Source organism: Peptoniphilus ovalis (assembly GCF_018919265.1).
GTDB lineage: Bacteria > Bacillota > Clostridia > Tissierellales > Peptoniphilaceae > Peptoniphilus_A > Peptoniphilus_A ovalis.
In genome coordinates, this window is the sequence record NZ_JAHLQO010000001.1 from 383764 (window position 1) to 408587 (window position 24824).

The following is a 24824-nucleotide window of genomic DNA, read 5'->3' on the forward strand; positions in this document are numbered from 1 at the left end:
ATTATTGGAATATAATTATTTTAGAATAAAAAGTAGGTGAAATTTTGAGAAAGTTTATAAAAGGTTTTTTAATTTTTATTTTATCAGTTTTTGTGCTAATAGCAGTGGCAGATTTTTTATGGATTAACATACCAAAAGTACAAGCTAGAAAAAACATAGATGACATCAATTTATATGCAAGAGATATTGATGAAATAAATTTAGATGAGAATGTAAAAATAGTTGGGCTTGGAGAGGCAACTCACGGCAATTCTGATTTTCAAGATTTAAAATTAGAAGTTTTAAAAACTTTAGTAGAGAAAAACAATCTCAAAAGTTTTGCAATAGAAGCAGACTTCGGTGAAGGCATGGTTATTAATGACTACATTCATGGGGACAAGAAAGATGAAAATATTTCAAAAGTTTTTTCTTTTAATATTTATCATACAAAAGAGATGAACGATTTAATAAACTGGATGTTTGATTATAATCAAAATGCAAAAGATGAAGACAAAATATCTTTCTATGGATTTGACATGCAAAATCCAGAAAAATCAATTTCTTTGATTTTAAAATTTGCAAAGGAAAATAATATTCTTAAAGATAAAAACTTAGACGAGAGATTTAGTTTTATAACAGAAGAAAAATATAGCATAGAAAAACTAAAAGAAAATGAAGAAATTTTAAAAGAAATTAAATCAAATGTAGATACACTTTCATCAAATGATGCAAGACTTATTTCAAGAGCTATTACAAATGTATTGGACAGCATTAAATATTATGGAATTGACTTTAATGATTATGTAAAAGCAAATAATTTTAGAGATAAATATATGGCTGAAAATGTAAATTGGATAGGTGATTTTGAAAAATCAAAGGGCAATAATCTCATAATGATTTCTGGACACAATGGTCACATTGGGAAAAAATCAAATTTCTACAAAACTATGGGTGCTAATCTAAAAGACATCTATAAAGATGATTATTTTATAATTGGAACTGATTTTTATAAAACAATTGTAAATATAAATGAAATAGTTGAAGGAAGAAGTCGTTCAAATCACAGTTTTACTTCAGCAGATCCTCTTGCTTATAGTGCCAGAAAATTTAACGGAAAATATTATTTAGATTTTTCTAATGTAAAAGAAGGAGATACTCACAAAATAATAAATTCAAAAATCAATATGGGTTCTTTAGGCGAAGGATATTCTTGGGTGATGAAGCTAATGCCCACAAGCTATAGAATTAAGGAAAAGCCAGCGGATTTATATGATGCTATGATTTTTATATATTATGCAAAGCCAATTAATGTAATTGAGCAAAAGGGTGATTAAATGTTAGAAGTACAAAATATAGGGAAAATTTATAAATCAAGATTTGGAACAAATGAAGTTCACGCTCTAAAAGATATTAACTTCACAGTAGAAGAAGGAGAATACATTGCAATAATGGGCGAGTCTGGAAGTGGAAAGACAACTCTATTAAATATCCTGGCATTATTAGATAAACCAACTAAGGGAAGCGTAATATTAAGGAATAAAGACTTATCAACTATAAAAGATAGTGAGATAGCAAAGTTTAGAAGAGAAAACTTAGGTTTTGTATTTCAAGAATTTAATCTCTTAGATACCTTTACCTTAAAGGACAATATATTACTTCCTCTAGTACTTGCAGGAGAAAATATATCTTCAATGGAGTTAAAATTAAAAGAAATTGCAAGTAAGTTAAATATAGAAGAGATACTATCTCATTATCCTTACGAGGTTAGTGGAGGGCAAAAGCAAAGGGCGGCAATAGCAAGAGCATTAATCACTGGTCCCGATATACTCCTTGCAGATGAGCCAACAGGTGCACTTGACAGCAATAGCTCAAGAGAATTATTAAAAGTTTTTGAAAAATTAAATAAAAGTGGTCAGACAATACTAATGGTAACACATTCAGTAATGGCAGCATCAGAAGCTGAAAGAGTTTTGTTTATAAAAGATGGAAAGATTTATCATCAACTTTACAAGGGAAATATGGAATTATTTGAAATGCAAAAGAAAATTTCTGAAACAATGCAGATGCTTCAAAGGAGTTAGTTATGAAATCACTTTATAAAAAGCTTGCACTTTCTCAAATCAAAAGAAATAAAAATATATTTATACCTTTTATAGGGACAATTATTTTTCTTATGATTTTAAATTCCATTTGTCTTAGCATAAGCATGGACAATACAATTTCAGGACAAAGTGGAATGGAGACAATGAAAATATTTATGCAAATGGGTGTTTTTATACTTTCTATATTTTCTATAATAATGCTCTCGTCAGTTTATTCCTTTATACAAAAGAGAAAATTAAAAGAGTCTGGCATATATTTAGTATTGGGGCTTGAAAAGAAACATCTCAAATTAATTTTATTTTGGGAAATGATTTATATAATGATTTTCTCAATTATACCTGGATTAATACTGAGTATAATTTTATACAAGATTTCACTTGCTGTTTTTGTAAAAGTTGTGAGCTTAGAAATAAATATTTTTGCAAATGGAATATTTAACAATATACTACCCTCCCTATGCATTGCTCTTATATTTATAATTATTTTAATATTAGTATTAATAATTCAAATACTAAAACTAAGTAGTTACACACCAATTAGACTTATAAATGAATCAAAAGCAGGAGATAAAAAAGGTAAATTCAGACCATTAATTGCTTTAATAGGAATAATTGCAATTGCATCGGGATACTTTATAAGCATAACGACGAAAAATCCAATGGGAGCTTTTAAAAATTTTTTCGTGGCAGTGCTACTTGTAATAATTGGAACGTACTGTGCATTTTCTGTAATAGTAAGTATTATATTAGAATTTGCAAAAAATAAAAAAAGTTACTATAAAAAAGAAAATTTCTTTGCAATATCAGGACTTTTATATAGAGTTAGGAGAAACTCAAAATCGTTATCTAATATAACAATACTATCAACAGCATTTATAATAGTTTTGACTTCAGGACTTAGCCTATACTTTGGCATAGGCGATGCAGTTAATAGAATGTTCCCGTCAAACTTAAATATAAAGACTGATAACTTTATCTCAAGTGAACAAGAATTAGATAAATATAGAAAGAATATAGAAGAAATAGCTAAGAGTAATAAATCCAAAAGTAAAATGGCTACCACTGCAACTTGGAGTGTTCCAATCTTTATTGAAAATAATAAAATCAGAAAAATTAGCAAAGAAGAAATAAATTCAATGCTTTTCGAAAATAAATTTATGGTGTTGAATATAATTTATACAAAAGATACAAATCTAAAATTCAATGAAGCCGATTTAATCTATATAAAAGATGGAACTGTTGAAAATTTTATAGATAATTTAGGATTCAAATCCACTGGAATAAATAAAGAAGACAATGACATTCCAATGGAAAATGTCCTAACAATATTTAAAAATAGCAAAATAATTGTAAAAGATTATAAAATTGCAGATGAAATAGCAAATAAATATGCACCCATAAATGGTAATTGGAAAGTTGACAAACCAGTAGTAGAGACAATGATAAATGAAAACAATGAAAGTCTTGAAAATAATCTAAGAGTAAATATAGAAAATTTAAAAATTAATCCAAAGCAAAAAATTGAGATTATAAATAGAGAAAAAACAAAAGTAGAATTTTTAAGAACTTACGGAATCATATTCTTTGTAGGAACAATACTTGGAATAGCATTTTTATCATCAATGGCACTAGCAATATATTACAAGGAATTAACAGAAGCCTACGAAGATGCACCGAGATTTAACATAATGAAAAAACTTGGCTTGACTGATGAAGAAGCAAAGAAAACAATAAAAAAACAAATGAGAACACTTTTAATCTTGCCAATAATCTTTGCATCAGCACACACAGCATTTGCCTTTCCAATACTAAAAAAATTTCTAGTTTTGATGGGACTAATGAATGTGAAACTCTTTATATTAGTAATGGTTGGAGTTATAGCTTTATATATAATTATTTATCTAATAATATTAAAAATTTCCAGTAGAGCATATACAAAAATAGTTCTCTATAATTAAACAAAAATTTAAATCCCTGGCTTTAACGCTAGGGATTTATTTTAAATAAAACTCAATAATTTGTGTAAAATTCATTCTTTATAGTATAATAAAATAAGTGAATTACAAGTATTGTAAAAACTTGTAGATTTTATTAATAAAGTTTATAATACTTTTAGCAAAAAATTGGAGGTTTTATGAGACTATCTAAACTTTACATGCCTACTCTTAGAGAAGATCCTCAAGATGCTGAAATTGCATCACATAAATTTCTATTAAGAGCTGGTATGATTAGAAAATCAGCAAGTGGTGTTTATACATACTTGCCTCTTGGATATAGAGCGATTAAAAAAATTGAAAATATAGTAAGAGAAGAAATGGATAATGCAGGCGCTATGGAAATTTTAATGTCTGCTATTCAGCCTGCAGAAATTTGGAAGGAATCTGGCAGATGGGAAAAGTTTGGTCCTGAAATGTTTAAGCTTCGTGACAGAAACGACAGAGAGTTCTGCCTTGGACCAACTGCTGAAGAATATTTTACTACTCTTGTAAGAGATGAGGTTAAATCCTACAAGGATCTTCCTCTAAATTTATATCAAATTCAAACTAAGTATAGAGACGAAAAGAGACCGAGATTTGGTATAAATAGGGCGAGAGAATTCTTGATGAAAGATGCCTATACTTTCGATACAAATCCAGAAACTTTACATGAGGCATACATGAATATGTATAGAGCTTATGAAAAGATTTTTGACAGACTTCACCTTGATTACAAAATCGTTGAAGGCGACAATGGTGCCATGGGTGGAAGCGGCTCTCACGAATTTATTGCGCTTTCTGAAACTGGAGAAGGCGTAATTGTTTATTCTGAAAATGGAAAATTTGGAGCAACTGAAGAAAAGGCTCCAGTTGAATACATCCTACCTGAAGAACAAGAAAGAAAAGATTTAGAAAAGGTACACACTCCAGGTGCAAAGACTATTGAAGAGGTTTCTAATTTCTTAAATGTTGACAAGAAGAGATGTGCCAAAGCTGTTGATTTAGTTATGGCTGGCGAAAGAGTTATTGTATTTATTCCAGGCGACAGAGAACTAAATATGGCAAAATTAATTTCATACACTGGTGTTGCAGAACACGATATCGAAATGATGTCAGAAGAAGACATAAAAGCAATCGGCTCCTTTGCTGGTTACACTGGTCCAATTGGTCTTGATGCAAGAATTATAGTTGATAAATCAATTACAGAAATAAATAACCTTGTAGTAGGTGCAAATGAAGAAGAGTACCATTATATTAACGCAAATTATGGAAGAGATTTCGAAGGAGAAGTTGTTGAAGACTTACTTCTTGTTGAAGAAGGTGACAAAGTTCCAGGAACTGATGATGAATATAAATTTGCAAGAGGTATTGAAGTTGGTAATATCTTCAAACTTGGCACTAAATATTCTAAATCATTAAATGCAACTTATCTTGATGAAAATGGCAAGGCAAACTACTTCTACATGGGTTCTTACGGTGTTGGTGTTACAAGATCTGTGACTGCAGTTATTGAACAAAACCACGATGACAACGGAATTATTTGGCCAATTGCAGTTGCTCCTTATGAAGCAATTGTGACTATCCTAAATATCAAAGATGATAAGCAAGTTGAACTTGGCGAAAAGATTTATGAAGAATTGAAATCTAAGGGGATTGAAGTTTTACTTGATGACAGAAAGGAAAGAGCTGGAGTTAAGTTTAAGGATAGAGATTTAATTGGTATTCCTCTTAGAATTACATGCGGAAAGAAATCTTCTGATGGTCTTGTTGAATACTCAACTAGAAGAGAAATGGAAAATTCTGAAATTTCTTATGAAGATGCAATTAATAATATATTAGAAGAAGTTTCTAATAAATAAATATAAATGAGGAGAATTATGGCTGATTTTAAATTTGAAATTGTAGAACATCTAGGCGTTTTGTCTGAAAGTGCTAAGGGCTGGACTAAGGAACTTAACAAAGTTAGCTTTAACGACAGACCTGCAAAGTACGATTTAAGAGAATGGGACCCAGATCATATTAAAATGTCTAAGGGCGTAACACTAAATGATGAAGAAATTGAAATACTCTCTAAAATCCTAAAGGACAGAGGTATTTAATATATTTTTAAAAAAACTTATGTTATAATAGAGAAATGTACTAAGAGAGCGAGGAGATTGTAATGGAAATTAAAAAGAAAGAAAATAATAAAGTCTTTTTTGACATTGTTCTTAAAAGAGAAGATATAGATAAAGCTGAATCTGAAGTATATAAGAAAAATAAAAAACACTTCCAAATGCCAGGATTTAGAAAAGGTCATGTGCCTAGAAAGATGATCGAAAACATGTATGGCAAGGATGTGTTCTTTGAAGATGCAATTAATGAACTTCTTCCAGCTGAATATGAAAAAGCTGTAAGAGAACTTGACCTTAAAGTTGTTGATCAACCAGATATGGATATAGATGAAGAAACTTTAGAAAAAGACGAAGTATTATTTAATGTTTCTGTAGATGTTAGACCAGAAGTTGAAATTAAAGACTACAAGGGACTTGAAGTTGAAGACCCAACTATTGAAGTAACTGATGAATTAATCGATAACGAAATTGAAAACGAAAGAAGAATGAATGCAAGAATCGTAAATGTTGACGACAGAGAAGTTAAAGAAGGCGACAAAGTAAATATCGACTTCAAAGGTTCTGTTGACGGCGAATATTTTGACGGTGGATCTGCTGAAAACCAAGATCTTGAAATTGGTTCAAACACATTTATTCCAGGATTTGAAGAAGAAATCATTGGTCACAATATTGGCGAAGAATTTGACATCAATGTTAAATTCCCAGAAGATTATCACCAAAAAGACCTTGCAGGAAAAGATGCTAAATTTGAAATCAAATTAAACAGCATTTCTTACGAAGAACTTCCAGAGCTTGATGATGAATTTGTAAAAGACATTTCTGAATTTGACACAATTGATGAATACAAAGCTGACATCAGAGCTAAAAAAGAAGAAGAATTTAAAATTACTTCTCAAATGGAAAAAGAAAGAAGAGTTATTGACAAGCTTGGAGAATTAGTAGATGCTGAAATTCCTGAAGCTATGATTAACAATCAAATCGAAGATACAATTAGAAATTATGACCAAACTTTAAGAGCTCAAGGAATTAGCTTCGAAGATTATATTAAAATGATTGGTCAAAGTCTTGATGAATTCAAAAAGACTATGAGACCAGAAGCTGAAAAAACTGTTAAAAACGACCTAGCTATTGAAGCTCTTGTAAAAGCTGAAAATATTGAAATTACTGATGAAGAAATCGAAAAAGAAGTAAACAAAGTTGTAGAAGATTACTTCAAAGATGACAAAGAGCATATGGAAAAAATGAGAGAATATATGCTTAATGAAAACAAAGAAGTTGTAAGAGAAGACCTTGCAAAGAGAAAAGCTGTTGAAAAATTAGTAGAAGAAACAAAATTTGTTGAACCTAAAGAATTAACAGAAGAAGAAATTAAAGAAGAAGCTGAAAATTCAGATAAATAAGGATGTGATTAAATGGCTTTAGTGCCAATGGTAGTCGAACAAACTAATAGAGGAGAAAGGTCCTATGACATTTATTCAAGACTTTTAAAAGATAGAATTATCTTTGCAAGTGGAGAAGTTAATGATGTCATGGCAGATTTAATAGTTGCTCAACTTTTATTTTTAGAATCAGAAGATCCAAACAAAGACATTCAACTTTATATTAATTCACCAGGAGGATCTGTAAGTGCTGGTTTTGCAATTTATGACACAATGAATTATATAAAGCCTGATGTTTCTACAATTTGTATAGGTATGGCTGCATCAATGGGAGCATTTTTACTTTCATCAGGTGCAAAGGGCAAGAGATTTGCACTTCCAAATGCAGATATTATGATTCACCAACCATCTGGTGGCGCACAAGGTCAAGCTTCCGACATTCAAATAAATGCAGAAAAGATTTTAAAAATTAGACATAAATTAAATGAAATCTTAGCTAAAAATACTGGCCAACCTCTTGAAAAAATCGAAAGAGATACAGATAGAGATTACTGGCTAAGTTCAGAAGAAGCCGTAGAGTACGGTTTAATAGACAAAGTAATTGAAAACAGAAATTGATTTAGGGGTGAGACATGTCAAAAACAGATGAAATTTTAAGATGTTCATTCTGTGGCAAAACACAAAATCAAGTCAGTAGATTAATAGCAGGACCTAATGTTAATATTTGTAACGAATGTGTTGATAGATGCGCTAAAGTATTGGGAGACGAAGTAGTTCCTGAATTATCTCATGATTTTGAACTTAAAAAGCCTGCCGAAATCAAAGAAATTCTAGATCTATATGCAGTTAAGCAAGAAGAAGCAAAAAGAGCATTATCTGTTGCAGTTTACAATCACTACAAGAGAATTAACTCTACAAGAAAAGCTGACAGTGACATTGAGCTGCAAAAGTCAAATATTTTGATGATTGGACCAACAGGGTCAGGTAAAACTCTACTTGCTCAAACTTTGGCAAAACTTTTAAATGTTCCCTTCGCCATAGCAGATGCCACAACTTTAACAGAAGCCGGCTATGTTGGTGAAGACGTAGAAAATATTATTTTAAAGCTAATTCAAAATGCTGACTATGATATAGAAAGAGCAGAAAAGGGAATAATCTATATAGATGAAATAGATAAGATTGCTAGAAAATCTGAAAATGTGTCTATCACTAGAGATGTAAGTGGTGAAGGTGTGCAACAAGCACTTCTAAAAATTATAGAAGGAACTATTGCAAATGTGCCACCTCAAGGAGGCAGAAAGCATCCATCACAAGAATTTATCCAAGTTGATACATCTAATATTTTATTTATAGTAGGTGGAGCCTTTGACGGAATTGACAAAATTATAGAAAATAGAATCTCTAAGTCATCAATGGGATTTGGTGCAGAGATTGTTGATAAAAATAAAGCAAAAGAAAACATCTTGACAAAAGTTGAGACAGAAGACCTTCTAAAATTTGGACTTATTCCAGAACTAATAGGAAGACTTCCTGTCACAATAACTCTTGAAGAGCTTGATGAAGATGCCTTAGTTGAAATCTTAACAAAGCCTAAGAATGCACTTGTTAAGCAATACAAAGAGCTTTTAAAATACGATGATGTGGAACTTAGATTCACAGATGAAGCTCTAAGACGCATTGCAAAACTTGCAATCGACAAAAAAGCTGGAGCAAGAGGTTTAAGAGGTGTAATTGAAAATACAATTATGGATATAATGTATGAAATACCATCTCGTGACGATATAAAAGCTGTCGAGATTACAAAAGAATCAGTAGAGGGCAAGTCCCCTGCAAAATTAATTAAAAAATAAAATGCCGTGGTTTCCACGGCTTTTTTAGAAAGTATTTAGAAGGTGAATATGGAAAAATTGAAACTACCTCTAATACCTCTTAGAAACTTAGTAATATTTCCACATATGGTTACACATTTTGATTGCGGAAGAGATATTTCTGTAAAGGCTGTGGAAGAAGCCGAAATGGCAGATTCTAAAATCTTTTTAGTAGCTCAAAAAGATGTAGAAATAGAAGAGCCAAAGAGAGAAGATTTATTTGATGTTGGAACAATTGCAACAATCAAGCAGATTTTAAAACTTCCCGGAGGTATAGTAAGAGTATTAGTTGAAGGAGAAAAAAGAGCCGAGATAGACGAAGTTGATTTTGGCGAAGAATTAATAGAAGCAATTGTAGAAGTCTATGAAGAAGAGGAAAATATAAAAGGTCGCGAAGAAAAAATTGAAGCTGCACTTCGTCTTGCATTTGCAGACATTGAGGCATATGTAGCACTTGATGACAAAATGATTCCAGGACTTTTATCAAATGTTGTAGATACAGATGATCCTTCGAGATTTTTAGATACAGTTGTAGGATATTTAAATTTTAAATTAGAAGATTATCAAAGAATCCTTGAAACTTACGATATATACGAAAGATTTGTAGCTTTTCATGAAATTATGAAAAGAGAAATCGAATTAATGTCCATTGAAAAGAAAATTAATGACGAAGTTAAAAGCAAAATGGACAAGCTTCAAAAGGATTATTTCTTAAAGGAACAGCTTAAAGTAATTCACAAGGAGCTTGGCGATACAGAAGACGAAGCAGATATTATTTCAAATTACAGAGAAAAAATAGAGGAGAAAGAACTTCCAGAAGAAGTTAGAGAAAAAGCACTAAGTGAGGTTAAAAAACTAAGCAGCTTAAACTCACAGTCTCCCGATTACTCACTTCTCATAAATTATCTCGACTGGATAATTGACCTTCCATGGATGGAAAGTGGAGAAGATGAAGTAAATATAAAATCTGCAAGAAATATTTTAAACAATGAACATTATGGACTTAAAACAGTAAAAGAAAGAATTTTAGAATTTATTGCAGTTAGAAAACTTGCAGGCAAGGAGCAAAAGGGACCAATACTATGTCTTGTAGGACCTCCAGGAGTGGGTAAAACTTCCATCGCAAGATCAATTGCATCATCTCTTGATAAAGAATTTGTGAGAATGAGCCTTGGCGGAATCACAGATGAAGCTGAAATCAGAGGACATAGAAGGACTTATATTGGAGCTCTTCCCGGTAGAATTATTTCCCTCTTAAAAAAAGCTGGCACAAATGACCCAGTATTTTTATTTGATGAAATAGATAAAGTCGGCAAAGACTTTAAAGGAGACCCAGCATCAGCACTACTTGAAGTACTTGACCCTGAGCAAAATAATTCCTTTACAGATAGATATTTAGAACTTCCCTTTGATTTATCAAATGTGTTTTTTATAGCAACAGCAAACACCACGCAGACTATTCCAAGACCACTTCTTGACAGAATGGAAGTAATTGAAATTGGAGGATACACTCCAAATGAAAAACTAAATATAGCAAAGAAATATTTAGTGCCAAAGCAAATTACAGAAAATGGATTAAAATCTGAAAATATAAATATTTCTGAAAGAGCATTAAAGGACATCATCGATTATTACACAAGAGAGTCTGGAGTTAGAGGCCTTGAAAAGCAAATTTCAAAAATTGCTAGAAAGGCAGCACTTAAAATTGTGGAAGAAAATGTAGAAAAAGTTTCTGTAAGCACTAGTAATATAACAGATTTTCTTGGCGAAAAAATATTTACAATTGACGAAAAAGAAAAAGAAGACCAAATAGGAGCAGTTAATGGACTAGCTTGGACTCAAGTTGGAGGAACAACTTTAAGCATTGAAGCGACTGTAATGAAGGGCAAGGGTGCTCTAACACTTACAGGAAGCCTTGGAGATGTAATGAAAGAATCAGCAATTGCCGCAATCTCTCACATTGCAGCAAATGCAGAACAATATGGACTTGATCCAGAATTTAGAAAAACAAGAGACATACACATTCACGTGCCTGAAGGAGCAACACCAAAGGACGGACCATCTGCAGGAATTTCCATTGCAACATCAGTCTTATCAGCACTTACACAAAAGCCAGTGAGAAGTGATGTGGCAATGACTGGAGAGATTACTCTTAGAGGAAAGGTTCTTCCAATAGGTGGACTTAAAGAAAAACTTCTTGCTGCCGAAAGATTTGGCGTAAAAACTGTAATAATTCCTGAAGAAAACAAGAGAGACTTAAAGGAAATTGAAGAAGAAGCAGTGAAAAAACTTGAAATCAAAACAGTTTCTAATTTCTCAGAAGTTGTAAAGATTGCGATAGGTGATATTTTTGAAAATAAGTAAAGCAGATTTAGAAAAAGTCGCAGTAGAAGAAAAACAGTATCCAAGTGAAAATCTTCCAGAATTTGCCTTTGCAGGAAGATCCAATGTGGGTAAATCTTCCTTTATAAATGCAATGTTAAATAGAAAAAATTTAGCAAGGACATCTAGCACACCTGGAAAAACAAGGACGATTAACTTTTACAATGTAAATGACGAACTAAGACTTGTAGACCTTCCAGGGTATGGATATGCAAAAGTTGCAAAATCAGAAAAGGGCAAGTGGGCAGGAATAATAAATAGATATCTTGAAACTCGTGAAAATATCCTAGAGACAATACTTCTTGTAGACATTAGACATGAGCCAACAGAACTTGATAAACAAATGTATGACTATATAATTGAGTCAGGATTTTCTGGAATAGTAATTGCAACAAAAAAAGACAAAATAAAAAAATCACAACTTCAAAAACACATCTCAGCCATTGCAAAAAAATTAAATATAGAACAAAAGGAAAATATAATTCCCTTCTCTTCAGAAAAAAGAGATGAAGTAGAAGAAATGTGGGAAATATTTGAAGATATGATAGCATTTCACGGAGCAAGCGATGAATAATATAAATGCAGGAAAACTTTTAGCAGCCATAACATTTATAATAGTCTTTGTACTTGGAAAAATAAATAATATATCAACATCAGGAGCAAATGCGGTATTCCTCGCATTAATAGTAGGAGATGTATTTAAAGAACTTAAAAATAGTACAAGCAAACTAGAAAAATATTCAAACTATTTAATATTTTTTGGCGGAATAGTTTTATTAATAGCAAATATATTTGATTTTATATAGAAGTCTAGAAATAGACTTCTTTTTTATTATTTTAGTGGAATTAAAACCTAGCAGGCTTTTAGGGCTGTCTGCTTTTTTACGCCGTTTTATGCTATAATAAAAAAGTTAAATTTCACATAAATTTTAAATAGAATTCATATATGAATGTTATTATTTAGAAAATGGAGGGATATTATGAGATTTAAAAATAAAGTGGCGGCGGTTTTACTTGCTGCGACATTAATTCCAAGTGCAGTTTTTGCCAAAGGAAGCACAATTATAACTCTAGGTTCTGACCTTAGAGAATCGCAAAAAAGCGAAATGCTAAGAGAAATGAATGCTGATGAAAATACAGAAATTATAGAAGTTACTAATAAAGAGGAATACCAATACTTAGGTGATATACTTACTTCTAAAGAAATTGGAAATAAAGCTCTTTCAGCTGCAAAGATTAATTTTAAAGACAAGGGCTATGGTCTTGAGATTAATTTATCGCCCAATATTAGAATTGTAACTGCAGAGGCAATTAAAAACGCCCTTAACACAGTTGGTGTTGAAGATGCTGAAATTTATGTAACTGCACCTGGAAAGGTGAGTGGTACTGCTGCTCTTACAGGTATTTTAAAGGCTTATGAAGCTAACACTGGCAAGAATTTATCTGAAGATCTTAAAAAAGTTGCAAACGAAGAACTCGTTGTGCAAACTAAATTATCTGAAGAAGTTGGAGATGATAAGGCCAACGACATAATTTATCAAATCAAAGATGCAATGGCTGAAAATATGCCAAAGAATGAATCAGAAGTTAGAAATATAATTCAAAATGTAACTAATAATTACAACATAAATTTAACTGAAAGCCAAGAAAATAAATTGGTTTCTCTTTTTAACAATATGAAAAATGCCGATGTTGATTGGAATAGAGTTGCAGACACTGCAAAGAAATACAAAGACAAGGCCGGTGCATTTTTAAATTCGCCAGAGGGAGAAAAGGCAGTAGAAGATACTAAAAATATTCTAGAAAAAATAATTGATTTTATTGTTTCACTTTTTAAATAAAATTAGGACGCACGAGGCGTCCTTTTTTTATGATACTTTATTTGGATAATTTATTTATTATCACATTTATTTCTTCAATTTTTTCGTCTATTTCATCTTCACTCTTGTTGTAAGAGTCTCTTACACAACCTCTTAAATGTGCAGTTAAGACGTCTTTATTTATATTTTTAAGGATTGATATTGATGCCATGAGTTGGTTTGAGATATCTAGACAATATCTATTATCTTCAACCATTTTTATCAGCCCATCTATTTGACCTCTAACTGTTTTTAGTTTTCGAAGTTGTGTGTCTTTATCAGCTTTCATTATTTTACTTTAGCAGTAAATCCTGCATCTTCAACTGCTTTTTCAAGCACATCGTTAGACACTTCTTTATCCATTTCAACTACTGCTTTTTTGTCATCAAGTGAAACATCAGCTTTCTTAACTCCTTCAACTCCTTCAAGAGCCTTTGTAACTGAAGCTACACAGTGATTGCAATTCATTCCTTCTACATTTAAGATTTTTTCCATTTCATTTCCTCCTATATTTTCTTTTAAATTATATCCAGCAGTTTCAACTGCATTTCTAACTTCTTCTTTACTTATTCCAAGGTCGTCAAATTCTACAACACCAGTCAAATGATCTGCATGAGCATTTTTTGCTTTGCCAGTGTTATTTATCGCATCTTGCACTCTCTTTTCGCAGTGCTCGCAAGTCATGTCATCTACAATTATTCTATTTTTATTAATTTCTTCTTTAACTTCTTTTTTCTCACTCTTTGTGCCGAAGCTCTTTGGTTTAAATCTTCTTAGCCTTAGTGCATTATTTACTACAAAGACTGAACTTAAACTCATTGCAAAGGCTCCAAACATTGGAGAAAGTTTTAATCCAAAGGGTATAAAGAAAAGCCCCGCAGCAATTGGTATTCCAATTGTGTTGTAGAAAAATGCCCAGAATAAATTTTCTCTTATATTTTTAATAGTTGCCTTTGAAAGCTCTATTGCTGAAACTACATCGATTAGGTCATCACGCATTAGGACAACATCTGATGATTCAATTGCCACATCAGTTCCGCTTCCTATTGCCATTCCAATATCAGCCTTGGCAAGTGATGGGGCGTCGTTTATTCCGTCTCCTATCATTAAAACTTTTCTTCCTTCATTTTGAAGCTTTTCAATGATTTTATTTTTATCTTGTGGCAAAAGTCCTGCAAAAGTTCTATTAAGTCCCATTTCTCTATTGATTGCAGCTGCAGTTTTTTCGTTGTCTCCAGTTAGCATTATAACTTCTTTATCCATGTCTTGAAGAAGTTTTACAGTTTTCTTGGAATTTTCTTTTGGAAGGTCTTTAACTGAAATTATTCCTATAACTTTTTTACTATCTGCAAAATACATTGATGTATTTCCCTTTTCTGAAAGCTCATCTGCTTTTTTATCATATCCATTTAGAGAAATTTTTTCTTCTTCCATGTATTCTCTATTTCCCGTGAAATACTTTTTGCCATCTAGCTCTGCAACAATTCCTCTACCACTTACTGAGTGGAAGTTTTCTGTGTTTTCAAGTTGTATATTTTTTTCTTCAGCAAAATTAATAATCGCATTTGCAAGTGGATGTTGTGAAGATTTTTCTATTGATGCTGCAATTTTTATAAATTCATCTTCATCTAGCTCAGTTACAACATCTGTCACGACTGGCTTTCCTTCAGTGATTGTACCAGTCTTATCCATTACAACTGTGTCAATCTTGTGAAGATTTTCTAAGATTTCTGCATTTTTAAACAAAAGTCCAAAGTCTGCACTTTTTCCAGTAGCAACCATTATTGATACTGGAGTGGCAAGTCCTAGTGCACATGGGCAAGAGATTACAAGTACTGATATTGCAAAGTTTAGTGCCATTTCAAATCCGTATCCAAGTGCAAGCCAAGCCACAAAAGTTACAATAGCAATTCCAATTACAGCTGGCACGAAAATACCTGATATTTTGTCTGCAAGTTTTGCAATTGGTGCCTTTGACTGATTTGCCTCATCTACAAGAGAGATGATTTGAGAAATTGTAGTGTCTTCTCCAACTTTTTGCGCAACGAATTTAAATGATCCCGTTGTGTTAATTGAAGCAGAAATTACTTTATCGCCCACAGTTTTTGAAACTGGAATTGACTCGCCAGTAACTGCTGATTCATCAACTGATGATGCACCTTCAATGACTTCGCCATCAACTGCAACTGACTCGCCTGGTCTAACTAATATTACATCTCCAAGTGCTACATCTTCTATATTTTTTACGATTTCCTTGCCATCTTCAATTACAGTTGCCATCTTTGGGGCAAGGTCCATTAATTTAGAAAGAGAATTTCTAGTTTTATTTTTAGATTTTTCTTCTAGATATTTCCCTACTGTGATTAGCGTTAAAATCATTGCAGCAGATTCAAAGTATAAATTTTCTCTGTATCTGTCTACGATTTCTAAATTTCCTATTCCAAATCCATAAGCCATCATGTAAATTGCAAAGATTCCATAAATCATTGCAGCGGCCGAACCAAGGGCAACTAATGTGTCCATGTTTGGTGCTCTATTTTTAAGTCCCTTAAATCCTGAAATATAAAAATCTCGGTTGATATAAATTACAGGAAGGGCTAAAAGAAACTGCGTAAATGCAAAAATTATCGCTCCACTTGTACCCATGAAAATGTGTGGAATAGGAAGGTGAACCATGTGTCCCATTGCCACATACATTAGGATTAGCATAAAAATTGTGGAATAAATTAGCCTTTGTTTTAAATGCTCTTCTCTATCATCTGTATTTATTTCGGAAGTTTTCTCGCCTGGCACATTTGCACTGTAGCCAACTTTTTCTACAGCAGCTATAATTTCTTTATCAGTCAATTTATCTTCGTCGAAGTCGACTTTCATGGAGTTAGTCATAAGATTGACGTTGACATCATTAACTCCATCAAGCTTTTCAACTGCCTTAGTCACATTGGCAACACAAGATGCACAGGTCATACCTCCAACATCATATTTTTTATCCATAATTCCTCCCATCAATACCCCCAGGGGGGTGTCACTGATTTCAGTGTAACACTAATTAGAAATTTATTCAAGTGGGTATTGAGATTAAAATTAAGAACATACGAACACATCGAGCACATTGGTATAAAAAAGACGAGCCCTCGCTCGCCTTAATATTCCTTAATACTTTGTAATTCTTTTTCTTCAATGAATTTAAATAATTCTTCTTGTTCTCCATCTTTTCCAAACTTATCTAGGACTTCGTAATACCTTGCTCTTTCAGAAGCAAGAATAATTATGGGAAGATAGTTATTTTTTAGAAGCACGAAATTCATGATAAGTCTTGCACATCTTCCATTGCCATCTACAAAGGGATGAATTCTTATAAACTCTCCATGCACCCATGCTGCTAAGTTTACTGGATGAAGCACTTTTGATTTATTTTTATATTCATCAATAAAAAATTTCATCTCATCTCTAACTTTATCCCAAGATGGAGTAGAGAAACTAGCACCAGTTATCCTCACATTCTCAGTTCTATAAATTCCTACTTGAAAAATATTATCTAATAAAATCTCATGAATATCTTTGATTAATTCTTCTGACAAATCCCTTTTTTCTTCAATAGATTTAAAAACATAATTAAAAGCTTTCTCATGATTAATTACTTCAAAGATTTCTCTTAAATCTTTTCCACCAACTGCAACTTTATCAACAAGAACTTGTTTAACTTCATAAATAGTTAGAGTATTTCCCTCAATTTTAGTTGATTCATGGGTAAATCTTATATTTAAATCTTCTCTAATTCTATCAAGAGTTTCTTTTGAAATTTTATTTTCTTTTTCCTTAATTTCTTTGATTAGTTTATCTATTTCATTTAACATAATGTCCTCTTAAATTTTAATACTTTAAACTTCCATCGAAATTCTTATATGAAACCCAGCCATCACCAGTGTTTAACCAAAGTATTCCCTTAGAATTAACTGTGTATGAAGCTACATAAACTCCGTCGCCCTTATAAATTGTATAAAGATTTGTATATTCTGTACCAGGTCCTGATCTTATATTTGCAGTTTGTGCTGAAACATAGATGGTCTTGCCAACAAGTCCTGCACCAATGTCTGTTAAAGATTTTTTATTGGCATTTTGTTTAGCCTTTCTTTCTTGTGCTTTCTTTTCTGCTTCTTGCTTTTGAACTTCTGCATTATGTGCAGCTTCAGCATCATTTACTGATTGAAGAAGATTTTTAAAATTTTCATTTTCTGGCTCAATACTTAAAAGATTGTTAAGAAGTGTAGCCGATGCTCTATATTCTCCACTTTCATTATTACTAGTGATTTGTGAATTTAATCTATTCACAAGCTTTTTTCTTAGATTTGAGACTTCGGTTTCATTTACTTCTTCAGCCGATTCCATATCTTTTAAAGCGAGTAGTGCATCTTCAAAATTATTGTTTTCAATTGAATCTTTTGTATTTTGTAAATTTTCTTCGCTTTCTTTTATAGAATTTATTCTCTCAATTTCTGATAAGTATTTTTTATCTCCAGTTAAATCATAAAGTTCTTTATTTAGAGATTTCATCGATTCGTAATTTTTGTTAAGAGTTTCCACTTCAAGGGAAGATTCCAGTTTTTTAATTTCCTTATTTTTCATTCCATTAAAAACAAAGAAAATTCCAGCCGCTATAATTACTCCAATTAAAACTATTATTGCTATAATTTTTCCTGCATTTGACTTTTTCTTTGCTGGGTAGGAATTTTCGATTTCGTTATAAGTATTATTTAATTTGCTTCCACAATTTTCACAAAAACTTGCAGTGTCTAGGTTTTCGTAACCACAATTATTGCACCTCATTAAAGCCTCCTTTTTCTTTATATTATATATTTAGTTAAAGCTTTAAGCAATTACAAAAGGATATAGGCTCTTTTTTTCTTTTTTATATCATTTTATAATTCCTTCTTATCCTGGAGAGAGGTGGCTATTATTAAAAATTGAGAATTAATTAATAATATAAATTATTAAACATTAGTAAATTATTCTTAAAAGCCAGTATTAAAATTTAGGAAAATTTAAAAGGACTTATATAAGTCCTTTTAATCAAATCTCACATTTTAAACAAAATCTCATTTTCAATAAATATATGTCTTCTCGTATCCACATCAAGTGTTTCCATTAATTTATTGAGTTCAAGCACTTCCTCTTCTTCTGCATTCATCTTGTAATCTCTTGTTAGATATTTAATTCTATCGAAAAGTCCAATTGTCTTTTCGTGTTCTGCAAGTAAGTTTTCAAAGTCCACATCTTTTCCAGCTAGTAAATCTTTAAATTCGTATTCTTCTTCACTTGCAAAGTGTGATACTAGCTCAGCCTTTATTAAAAGTAGAACTTCGTAGATTACAAATAATTGCTCTCCTCTTTCTCTATAGTATTTCTTGATTGCTTTTCTAAATAATTCATCAATTTGTTCAACTAAGTCAAGCTCATATGGGTGAATTTCATTTACTATATAATTCACGATTTCTTCTGCATTCATCTTGTAAATTCTATCCATGTCTTCAAACTGAACTTCTCCAATTGATTCTAAAAATTCGTCAAAGTCAATGTTTTCAGATTCTAACACTGCTCCCAATTCTTCAAGTGCTATAAAATCATACTCAACTCCAAGTTCAACAAGTCTACTCATTACCTTTGGATTTTCCCTAACTGCTTCTTCTACAATCATATTTTTCTTTAACATAATTTCCTCCTAAATTAAACTTTCTAAAAATCCCCTTATATCATCATCGCTTGTCTTGTAATCAGTGACAAGCCTAATTATTGACTTCTCTTCATTTTCTATTTCAAATTCATTATCTACTTTTAATTTTTCAATTTCTTCTGGACTTGATTTGATAAAAATTTGATTGGACTCTGCAAAAACTATTTCGCGATTTTTCTTTTGAAGTCCTTGTTTTAAAAGTCTTGATGCTTCATAAGCCTTCTTGGCATTTTTGTAATATAAATTGTCTGTGAAAAGCACCTTAAAGGATAGTCCAATTAAAAATGACTTTGCCATCATTGCACCTTTTTGCTTTAAATAATATCTGAAATTTTCTTTCATATCATCATTTACAAGAATCATAGCTTCACCAAAGATTGCACCATTTTTTGTGCCGCCAATTGTAAACACATCACAAATTTCTGCGTAGTCTTTAATCTTTGTGCCATTTGCAGCCATTGCATGGGCAAGTCTTGCACCGTCAATGTATAGATATAAATTATTTTCTCTACAAACTTTATAAATTTCTCTAATCTCATCAAGGCTGTAAACTGTGCCAAGTTCAGTTGTCTGAGAGATATAGACAAGTTTTATCTTTACATCAACTTCTGAAGAATGTTTTTTAATCACTTCATTTACTTGAGATGGTTTTATCTTGCCGTCTTCTGAATGAACTGTGACAACTTTATGTCCAGTTGATTCAATGGAGCCAGTTTCGTGATGAGTGATGTGTCCACTTTCGCAAGATAAGACTGCTTCATAAGGTCTTAATACAAAAGTTGTCGCCAAAATATTTGCGGCAGTTCCACCAGATATAAATTCAATATCAGCGTCACGACCCACTTCTTTTTTAATTAATTCTCTTGCTTCATTTGACAAAGAGTCTTTTCCATATCCAGAAATTTTTTCGTCGAATAATTTTTCTATTTCTCTATAGATTTCAGGTGAGCCGAAATCTTTATAATCATTTCTAAAGTTATTCATTTTGCCTCCAATAAGGTTTTGTCCTTAATTTACATTTACCCAAATTTGTGTATAATAAAATAATATTATATTCAATTGGGTAAAATATAAAAGAGGTGTTTAAATGAATAGTCATGGAGCTAACATTTTTGAAATTTCAAAGAAAAATAATATAGATTTAAATGAGATAATGGATTTTTCTTCCAATATCAATCCTCTTGGTCCAAGCAAAAAAGCACTGGACTTCTTGAAAGAAAATCTAAATCTCCTAGCTGCATATCCCGATGTGGACTATGTGGATCTTAAAAACTCAATATCAAATTACACATCTGTGGACAGCAAAAACATTGTATTGGGACTTGGCTCCACAGAAATTTTAAAGGATTCTATTAAATTCTTTTCTCCACAAAGGGCAATGATTTTATCTCCCTGCTATTCAGAGTATGAAAGGGAATTAAAATCCATTGGTGCAGAAGTTTTTGAATTTAACTTAAAAGAATCTAAAGATTTTAAAGTTGATGTAGATGAGATAATTCTTGCAATACATGAAAATAAAGTCAATCTTTTAGTGTTTGCAAATCCAAACAATCCAACTGGTACAATTTTTACAAGAGATGAAATCGAAAAGATACTAAAAGAAACAGAAGTAAATTTGATAATAGATGAAACTTATGTGGAATTTACTGATATGGAAATTTTTTCTTCAACTAAGCTAATTGATGATTATGAAAATATTATTGTAGTAAGAGGTACTTCAAAATTTTTTGGACTTCCAGGAATAAGGCTTGGTTATGGGCTTACTTCTAATAAAGAACTGCTCAAAAACTACGAAGAAAACGAAACTTTATGGGAGATAAATTCCGCTGCAGATATCTGCGGCAGAGTTATGTTTTCAGATAAAGAATATATTGAAAAAGTTTTTAATTTTATAAAAACTGAAAGGGAGAAAATTTTACAAGATTTAAAAGATATTAAAAACCTTAGAGCCTTTGAAAGCTATGGAAATTTTATACTTGTAAAGATTTTAGATGGGCCTAATTCTACAGCTCTTCGCGAGAAACTAATTGAAGATAAAATAATAATTAGAGACTGCAAAACATTTAAGAATCTAGATAATTCATTTTTTAGATTTTGTATTCTGGGTAAAGATGAAAATGAATTGTTAATTGAAAAATTGAGAAAAGTTTATGAGGTGGACAATGATTAAAATTAATTTTCCAAAATTTATTAAAAAGAACAAAAAGAAACTTAAAAATATAATGGTGCTATTTGTGCTTGCTCCAGCACTTGTAATTCCTACATTTGCTGAAGGTGCAAAAAAGGTCCCTAATACAAATGATACTAAAGTCGAAGAAACTCAACAAACTCAACAAACTTTAAAACTTCCAACATTTAGTCCATGGGCAACTGCGGACTTAAACGAAGCTCAATTTATGGGAATATTCCCAAATGAAAGATTCTACGATGGAACAGATTATAAAAAAGAAGCAAAGCTTGAAGAGTTAAAGAAATTAAACGAACTTTCAAATAAAAAGCTAACTGAAAGAGATATTAAAACTGGCGGAGTCTTTGAATTTAAAAATCTCACAAGAATTGAAGTGCTAAACTCAATATCAAGACTTCTAAACAAAGAAGAATTTAGCATTAAAGACTTACAAGATAAAAAAATATTTAGAGGAGAAAGTGACGAAAAATATCTAAACTCAAAAATTCCACTACAAGAAGCACTTGCACTTTATGCAAGAACAGTTAATGGAGTTCTCCAAGAAAATGGCAAGACTTCAAAGGGATTTTTCTATGAAGTAAAAAATAAGGACAACACAATATATATGCTTGGATCAATTCACGTTGGAAAAAATGAAATGTATCCAATAGATGGAAAAATTATCGATTCACTTAAAAAATCACAAAAAATATATATGGAAGTTGACTTAACTAATCCTAATGCTGCAAAGATTATGCAAGAAGCTATGTATTACAAAGATAACACTACTCTTAAAGATGATTTAGGAGATGAACTATATGCAAAAGTTGTAAAAATCTTTGGAAATCTTGGACTTAAAGAAGAATCTATAAGAAAAATGAGACCATGGGCAGTTGTAAATTCACTTTCAATTGATCCAAGTGGTGAAACTGGCAACGCAGCCTTTGGTGTGGAATCATATTTCATATCACAAGCTTTATTAAATGGAATAAAGGTTGGCGAGCTTGAAAGTATTGAATTCCAAAGAGATTTACTTTCTGGCTTTGACAAAGAAACTTATATCACTATGATTAAAGATAGTGTCGAAGAAATTGAAAATAATGGATATAAAAATATAAATGCACAACTTGATGCAATGCTTGAATCTTGGATTAAGGGAGATAAAAAAATTATAGCTGGATCTTTTAGACAAAAAAGTGATGATGCTTCAGTTAAATTTAACAACGCCCTTGTAGAAACAAGAGATGCAAATATGGCAGAAAAAATAGAAAAACTTTTAAAACAAGATGGCAAAAACACTTACTTCGTATTAGTTGGATCAGCACATTTAGTTCCAGATGAATCAATTACAGGAATTTTAAAAGACAAAGGATATGAAGTAGTAGAAAAATAATTATTAGAAATATGAGGTAAACATGTATAATTTTGATAAAAAAGTAGACAGAAGAAATACAAATGCAATGAAGCTAGAAGGCTATGAATCATATATCTTTGGTTCATCAAAAAATTTAGACCTACCTTATGGTCCAGATGACTTCATCCACATGTGGGTTGCTGATATGGAATTTGCATGTGCCCCAGAAATTCTAGACGCAATAAGAGATAGACTTGATAGAGAAATCTTAGGTTACACATCAAATTATGATGGCAGTTTATTCAACGCAATTAAAAAATGGTGCAAAGATAGATATGGTTGGGAAATTGAAAGAAAAGAACTTTTGACAAGTGAAGGAGTTATCCCGGCACTTGAAAGAATTATAAAATATGTGCTTAAAGAAGATGAAAAGGCACTTTTTCAAACTCCAGGATACGGACAATTTGCACTTTGCTGCGACAGAATGAATAGAGATTACATCACAAGCGATTTAATTTATGATGGCGAAGGTGGATACACAATTGACTTCGACGACCTTGACGAAAAGTTGGCAAGAGATGATGTAAAATTATTTATCTTCTGTTCACCACACAATCCAACTGGAAGAGTTTGGACTGAAGAAGAGATGAAGAGAGTTGCAGAACTTGTGAAAAAACACGATGTATTTATGATTTCAGATGAAATTCACTGCGACTTGAGAAGAAAAGATGCCCCAAAGCATGTGCCATTTGCAAAGATTTTGCCCGATTATGAAAAACTTGCAATTTGCATGGCAGCATCAAAGACATTTAACCTTGCAGGACTTCAACAATCTGCAATATTTATAAGAGATGAAAAAGTAAGACGCAAGTGGAAAAAGAAGCCATGGGACTATTAAATCCACTTAGCCTTGAAGGAACAATTGCAGCTTACGAAAAGGGCGGAGCTTGGCTTGAAGCACTTACAGAATATTTAGATGAAAACTTTAAATTTATGAATGAGTTTATAAAAGAAAAACTTCCAAAAGCAAAAATCTCTCCATCTCAAGCTACTTACCTTGGCTGGGTTGACTTTATAGATTACTTTGAAGAAGATGAAGATGTTGAGCTGTTCTTTGCAAAAAAAGCTGGAGTATTAATAGAAGCGGACAAATCCTTTGTGGATAACGCAAATAGAATGGTTAGACTTAATCTAGCTTGCCCTAGAAGTTATTTAGAAGAAGGACTTGTACGAATGGCCGATGCCTTAAATAATAAAGAAGGAAAGTTTTTAGAAAAAAGATAATATTTTAATTTGCAGGCGATTATAATCATCGCCTGTTTTTTTTATTGAGCCAATTATGAAAAAAGCGAGAAAAGTGAATATTAAAGAAGTGGTAGCAAATTTTAATTTGTATTCTTCACGCCGATTAATGAGCGTAGCGAAATTAGAGGCGATGAAGAACCAACGGAACAGCTAGGGCTGTCTGCTTATTTTCATGGGTATTTGGGGACTGCTGCGGGATTTCGGGGACTGCTGCGTGCCCTGTGGGTATCCCAAATGGCATATTAAAAAAATAGATTAAGTAAAAAAATACTTTATTAAATAATAAGCTTTATGAAACTTGGGACTGTCCCTGACAGGTTTATTTCGGGACTGCTGCGTGCCCTGTGGGTATCCCACTGTTCCTATGCGAGTGCAGCCCTCTTGCTTATTTATTTTTGCCCTCTGGTTTTTGAGATATCGGGGACGGTCCCTTTGTTGACTTGGTCAGGGACAGTCCCCTACTATTAAAGAGCAGCCCTCTTGTTTAATTATTTTTGCCCTCTTGTTTTTGAGATATCGGGGACGGTCCCTTTGCTGTGCTTGGTCTAAGCAAAGCAATTTGTCATCTTGTTTCTTAAAAACTTACAAATTCGCCCAAATAAAAAAGG

General features: G+C 31.8%; 22 protein-coding genes. 16 read left to right on the forward strand and 6 right to left on the reverse strand.

Going from position 1 to position 24824, the window contains the following annotated elements; all coding sequences use genetic code 11:
* The first annotated feature begins 44 nt into the window (after positions 1-44).
* From KQI68_RS01785 to KQI68_RS01840, 12 genes are all read left to right on the forward strand, one after another.
* Positions 45-1313, forward strand: coding sequence for an erythromycin esterase family protein (locus KQI68_RS01785; protein ID WP_246541206.1), 1269 nt, complete (start codon positions 45-47; stop codon positions 1311-1313).
* The gene (locus KQI68_RS01790; RefSeq protein WP_216548357.1) at positions 1314-2060 is read left to right on the forward strand and encodes an ABC transporter ATP-binding protein; all 747 of its coding nucleotides are present in this window, start codon (positions 1314-1316) and stop codon (positions 2058-2060) included.
* Positions 2061-2062: 2 nt separating this feature from the next.
* The gene (locus KQI68_RS01795; RefSeq protein WP_216548359.1) at positions 2063-4039 is read left to right on the forward strand and encodes an ABC transporter permease family protein; all 1977 of its coding nucleotides are present in this window, start codon (positions 2063-2065) and stop codon (positions 4037-4039) included.
* A 176-nt stretch (positions 4040-4215) separates the two neighbouring features.
* On the forward strand, positions 4216-5916 hold the full coding sequence (locus KQI68_RS01800) for a proline--tRNA ligase (protein ID WP_216548361.1): 1701 nt from the start codon (positions 4216-4218) through the stop codon (positions 5914-5916).
* Between the two features lie 18 nt (positions 5917-5934).
* On the forward strand, positions 5935-6156 hold the full coding sequence (locus tag KQI68_RS01805) for a YdbC family protein (protein WP_216548363.1): 222 nt from the start codon (positions 5935-5937) through the stop codon (positions 6154-6156).
* Between the two features lie 62 nt (positions 6157-6218).
* Entirely contained in the window at positions 6219-7571 is a 1353-nt protein-coding gene (tig, locus tag KQI68_RS01810) for a trigger factor (protein ID WP_216548365.1), read from the forward strand.
* A gap of 12 nt (positions 7572-7583) precedes the next feature.
* Positions 7584-8168 (forward strand): ATP-dependent Clp endopeptidase proteolytic subunit ClpP, encoded by a 585-nt coding sequence (clpP, locus tag KQI68_RS01815; RefSeq protein ID WP_216548367.1) that lies wholly within the window; start codon positions 7584-7586, stop codon positions 8166-8168.
* A 14-nt stretch (positions 8169-8182) separates the two neighbouring features.
* Positions 8183-9400 carry an ATP-dependent Clp protease ATP-binding subunit ClpX gene (gene clpX / locus KQI68_RS01820; RefSeq protein WP_216548369.1) on the forward strand — a complete coding sequence of 406 codons (1218 nt, stop codon included), beginning with the start codon at positions 8183-8185 and terminating at the stop codon, positions 9398-9400.
* A 48-nt stretch (positions 9401-9448) separates the two neighbouring features.
* A complete protein-coding gene (lon, locus tag KQI68_RS01825) occupies positions 9449-11782 on the forward strand; it encodes an endopeptidase La (RefSeq protein WP_216548371.1) in 2334 nt (777 codons plus the stop codon).
* Entirely contained in the window at positions 11769-12374 is a 606-nt protein-coding gene (yihA, locus tag KQI68_RS01830; RefSeq protein ID WP_216548373.1) for a ribosome biogenesis GTP-binding protein YihA/YsxC, read from the forward strand. Before lon ends, yihA begins: the two co-directional genes overlap by 14 nt.
* Entirely contained in the window at positions 12367-12606 is a 240-nt protein-coding gene (locus KQI68_RS01835) for a hypothetical protein (RefSeq protein WP_216548374.1), read from the forward strand. Before yihA ends, KQI68_RS01835 begins: the two co-directional genes overlap by 8 nt.
* A gap of 174 nt (positions 12607-12780) precedes the next feature.
* A complete protein-coding gene (locus tag KQI68_RS01840) occupies positions 12781-13641 on the forward strand; it encodes a DUF1002 domain-containing protein (protein ID WP_216548376.1) in 861 nt (286 codons plus the stop codon).
* Between the two features lie 37 nt (positions 13642-13678).
* Here KQI68_RS01840 and KQI68_RS01845 read toward each other — a convergent pair whose 3' ends face one another.
* From KQI68_RS01845 to KQI68_RS01870, 6 genes are all read right to left on the reverse strand, one after another.
* A complete protein-coding gene (locus KQI68_RS01845) occupies positions 13679-13948 on the reverse strand; it encodes a metal-sensing transcriptional repressor (protein ID WP_216548378.1) in 270 nt (89 codons plus the stop codon).
* Positions 13948-16653 carry a heavy metal translocating P-type ATPase gene (locus KQI68_RS01850; RefSeq protein ID WP_216548379.1) on the reverse strand — a complete coding sequence of 902 codons (2706 nt, stop codon included), beginning with the start codon at positions 16651-16653 and terminating at the stop codon, positions 13948-13950. Before KQI68_RS01850 ends, KQI68_RS01845 begins: the two co-directional genes overlap by 1 nt.
* A 149-nt stretch (positions 16654-16802) precedes the next feature.
* Entirely contained in the window at positions 16803-17516 is a 714-nt protein-coding gene (locus KQI68_RS01855; protein WP_216548381.1) for a Fic family protein, read from the reverse strand.
* A 16-nt stretch (positions 17517-17532) separates the two neighbouring features.
* Positions 17533-18486, reverse strand: a complete 954-nt coding sequence (locus KQI68_RS01860; RefSeq protein WP_216548383.1) for a zinc-ribbon domain-containing protein — start codon at positions 18484-18486, stop codon at positions 17533-17535.
* Positions 18487-18736: 250 nt separating this feature from the next.
* Positions 18737-19369: a hemerythrin domain-containing protein gene (locus tag KQI68_RS01865; RefSeq protein WP_216548385.1), complete on the reverse strand. Its 633-nt coding sequence runs from the start codon at positions 19367-19369 to the stop codon at positions 18737-18739.
* A 9-nt stretch (positions 19370-19378) separates the two neighbouring features.
* Complete coding sequence (locus KQI68_RS01870; protein WP_216548386.1) at positions 19379-20374, reverse strand: threonine aldolase family protein; 996 nt, start codon at positions 20372-20374, stop codon at positions 19379-19381.
* A gap of 103 nt (positions 20375-20477) precedes the next feature.
* Between KQI68_RS01870 and KQI68_RS01875 the strand changes: the two genes are divergently transcribed.
* Genes KQI68_RS01875 through KQI68_RS10305 form a run of 4 tightly spaced genes read left to right on the forward strand, consistent with a single transcriptional unit; the run spans position 20478 to position 24195 of the window.
* Complete coding sequence (locus KQI68_RS01875; protein WP_216548387.1) at positions 20478-21560, forward strand: pyridoxal phosphate-dependent aminotransferase; 1083 nt, start codon at positions 20478-20480, stop codon at positions 21558-21560.
* Positions 21553-22950, forward strand: coding sequence for a TraB/GumN family protein (locus tag KQI68_RS01880; protein ID WP_216548388.1), 1398 nt, complete (start codon positions 21553-21555; stop codon positions 22948-22950). The genes KQI68_RS01875 and KQI68_RS01880 overlap by 8 nt, the downstream gene beginning before the upstream one ends.
* Positions 22951-22972: 22 nt before the next feature.
* Complete coding sequence (locus tag KQI68_RS01885; protein ID WP_246541207.1) at positions 22973-23809, forward strand: MalY/PatB family protein; 837 nt, start codon at positions 22973-22975, stop codon at positions 23807-23809.
* Entirely contained in the window at positions 23797-24195 is a 399-nt protein-coding gene (locus KQI68_RS10305; RefSeq protein WP_246541208.1) for a beta C-S lyase family protein, read from the forward strand. The genes KQI68_RS01885 and KQI68_RS10305 overlap by 13 nt, the downstream gene beginning before the upstream one ends.
* Positions 24196-24824 lie beyond the last annotated feature (629 nt).